This is a genomic window from Stenotrophomonas sp. PS02298 (genome assembly GCF_029959445.1).
Lineage (GTDB): Bacteria > Pseudomonadota > Gammaproteobacteria > Xanthomonadales > Xanthomonadaceae > Stenotrophomonas.
On sequence record NZ_JASCOR010000272.1, the window covers coordinates 1 to 3,114 of the forward strand.

The 3,114-nt window shown below is 65.6% G+C and carries 3 protein-coding genes; all 3 read left to right on the forward strand.

Annotation, left to right across the window (positions count from 1 at the left end):
* The first annotated feature begins 207 nt into the window (after positions 1-207).
* On the forward strand, positions 208-960 hold the full coding sequence (locus QMX78_RS20875) for an HAD family hydrolase (RefSeq protein WP_282273261.1): 753 nt from the start codon (positions 208-210) through the stop codon (positions 958-960).
* 76 nt (positions 961-1,036) lie between these two features.
* Positions 1,037-1,534, forward strand: a complete 498-nt coding sequence (locus tag QMX78_RS20880) for a hypothetical protein (protein ID WP_282273263.1) — start codon at positions 1,037-1,039, stop codon at positions 1,532-1,534.
* A 93-nt stretch (positions 1,535-1,627) separates the two neighbouring features.
* Positions 1,628-2,986 (forward strand): VOC family protein, encoded by a 1,359-nt coding sequence (locus tag QMX78_RS20885; protein WP_282273265.1) that lies wholly within the window; start codon positions 1,628-1,630, stop codon positions 2,984-2,986.
* Positions 2,987-3,114: the final 128 nt, after the last annotated feature.

The following is a 3,114-nucleotide window of genomic DNA, read 5'->3' on the forward strand; positions in this document are numbered from 1 at the left end:
CGGCAAAGGGAGGGGGCTGAACTCCGGCGCTGCCGGTTAGCGCAGGGCGCCGGCTTTTCTCCCTCCCTTTGCCGCAGGCAAGGGGAGGGCCGGGGAGGGGTGCTCTTGCCGTTGCACTTTGCTCGAGCTGTCAAACCAGCCAACAAAACCGCGCCTTCCAGACGCAATCCCCTATTCACTGCAGGGCAGATTGCTATCCTGTGCGGCATGAACACGCAGACTTCCCCCTCCGCCATCGGCCTGGTCGGCTTCGACGGCGATGACACGCTCTGGAAGAGCGAAGACTATTACCAGAAGGCCGAGCACGAATTTGGCCTGATCCTCAGCAACTACATCGACCTGCACGATGCCGGCACCGCCCAGCATCTGCTCAAGGTGCAGCGGCGCAACCTGGCCGTGTTCGGCTACGGCGCCAAGGGCATGACCTTGTCGATGCTGGAAGCCGCCATCGAGCTCACCGACGAGAAGATCTCCGCGCACGACCTGCGCCAGATCGTCGAGATCGGCCGCCGCACGCTTGAGCATCCGGTGGATGTCATCGATGGCGTCCGCGAAGCCGTGGCGGCCATCGCCGCCGAGTACCCGGTGGTGCTGATCACCAAGGGCGATTTGTTCCATCAGGAGCAGAAGATCGAGCGTTCCGGCCTGCTGGACCTGTTCCCGCGCATCGAGATCATCTCGGAGAAGGATCAGTCCACCTACGCCAAGGTATTGGCCGAGTTCAACATGCCGGCCGAGCGCTTCGTGATGGTCGGCAATTCGCTGCGCTCGGATATCGAACCGGTGCTGGGTCTGGGCGGTTGGGGCATCCATACCCCCTACGCGATGACCTGGGCGCATGAGGCCGAGCACGGTGTCTCCGCGGAAGAACCGCGCCTGCACCATGCCGACACCGCCCACCAGTGGCCGGAAGCGGTGCGTGCCGTCGCCGCGCAGGCTGCAGCGGCGCAAGGCAACTGAGGTGAGCGCGGCAGGCTCCCGGCAATCTCCACGTCGCACAGGCTTGCTGCTGCGGCTTGGATTGCAGGCAGCTGCCGTGCTGCCCCTGCCGTTGCTGGCGCAACAGCCGGCAGCGGCAGCGGTGGCCGAGGTCTACGCGCCGGCCACCGGTGACGCCTGGGTGGACAAGCAGCTGGCCGATATCAACGCCTATGCCGCGCGCTACCCGGAAGCCTTCGTCGATGAGTTGGCGCGTTATGCCAGTGCCCGCCCGGGCTATGTGCAGGCCTTGCTGCAGGACCATGGTTGGAAGCCCGGCGATGTCTATCTGGCCTGCTTCTGGGGCAAGCTCAACGGCAGCAACTGCCGTACCGCGGTGAAGGCCCGCGCACAGCAGCCCGAGGCCAGCTGGAAAGAGGTGTTGGCTGGCCTGCAGCCGGCCCCGGATAACCTGCGCTGGCGGGCCCTGCGCCACGCCATCGTCGCCAGTTTCGACCACTGGGACCGGCCGATCACGCTGGACGCGCTGCTGCAGCGCCAGCTCGGCGACCGCGCCCAGCGCGAGGCGGCAGCGCGCAAGAGTGACGCGGAGTAAACCGCAGCGGTATTTGCTGCCCTGCAGATAGGCGCAAGGGGCGATTCCGGGCGAAAATGGCGTTCCTTCGATTTCGCGTCAAAGCGCTTTGTCATGACCGCCGACCGTTTCGTTTCGCCCGATCACATCCGCAGCCTGTTCTCGCAGGCGATGTCGCATATGTACCGCACCGAAGTGCCGTTGTACGGCACGTTGGTGGAACTGGTTGGCGCGATCAACGCCGACGTCCTCGCAGCGCAGCCGGAGCTGGCCGCACAGATGCAGCGCAGTGGCGAACGCGAGCGCCTGGACGTGGAGCGCCATGGCGCGATCCGTGTCGGCACCGCGCAGGAGCTTGCCACGTTGGGTCGCCTGTTCGCGGTGATGGGCATGCAGCCGGTGGGCTATTACGATCTGTCGGTGGCCGGTGTACCGGTGCATTCCACCGCGTTCCGGCCGGTGGATGGCGAGTCCTTGAACCGCAACCCGTTCCGCGTGTTCACCTCGCTGCTGCGGCTGGAGTTGATCGAGGACGCTGCACTGCGCGAGCAGGCTGCCGAGATCCTGGCCCGCCGCAACATCTTCACCGCTGGCGCGCTGCAGCTGATCGAGCAGTGCGAGCGCGATGGTGGCTTGAGCGAAGACGATGCCTGGCGTTTCGTCGTTGAGTCGCTGGAAACCTTCCGCTGGCACAACGAAGCAACCGTGTCGCTGGAGACCTATCACGCCCTGCACGGTGCGCATCGCCTGGTCGCCGACGTGGTCAGCTTCCGTGGCCCGCATATCAACCACCTCACCCCGCGCACGCTGGACATCGATGCCGCACAGGTGGCGATGCACGAGCGTGGTCTGGCGGCAAAGGCCGTGATCGAAGGCCCGCCGCGCCGCGACTGCGCCATCCTGCTGCGCCAGACCAGCTTCAAGGCGCTGGAGGAAATGGTGCATTTCCCGTCAGGAGCCGACAACGAAGCCGGTACCCATACCGCGCGCTTCGGTGAGATCGAACAGCGCGGCCTCGCGCTGACGCCGAAGGGCCGCGATCTGTATGACGCCCTGCTTGCGCAGGCACGTGGCGGCGAAGGCAGTGCCGGTGGCGACTACATGCAGCGCCTGCAGAGCGCGTTCGCCGCGTTCCCGGATGACCATGCAACGCTGCGCCGCGAAGGCCTGGGTTATTACCGCTACAGCCTGACCGATGCGGGCCTTGCCGCTGATGCGGAAACCCGTGCCCTGCCGGCGGAAGTGTTGATCGAGCGCGGCCTGGCCAGCGCTGATCCGATCATCTATGAGGATTTCCTGCCGGTGAGTGCGGCGGGTATTTTCCAGTCGAATCTTGGTGGCGGTGAACAGCGGGCCTATGCCGCGCGTGCCAATCGGGATGCTTTCGAGCAGGCCCTGGGTGCGACGGTCAGCGACGAATTCGCGATCTACGAGCGCCTGCAGGCCGAGTCGCTGGCAGCGTTGAAGGGCTGATGCATTGCTCCCTCCCTTTGCCGTAGGCAAGGGGAGGGTTGGGGAGGGGTGCTTCTGCCGTCTGTAGTGCCGAGCCATGCTCGGCAGAGGCTTCACCGATAGAGCCCCAATGCCGAGCATGGCTCGGC

Coding starts and splice junctions, on each gene's coding strand:
- QMX78_RS20875 (WP_282273261.1), top strand. CDS start 208: ATGAACACGCAGACTTCCCCCTCCGCCATCGGCCTGGTCGGCTTCGAC.
- QMX78_RS20885 (WP_282273265.1), top strand. CDS start 1,628: ATGACCGCCGACCGTTTCGTTTCGCCCGATCACATCCGCAGCCTGTTC.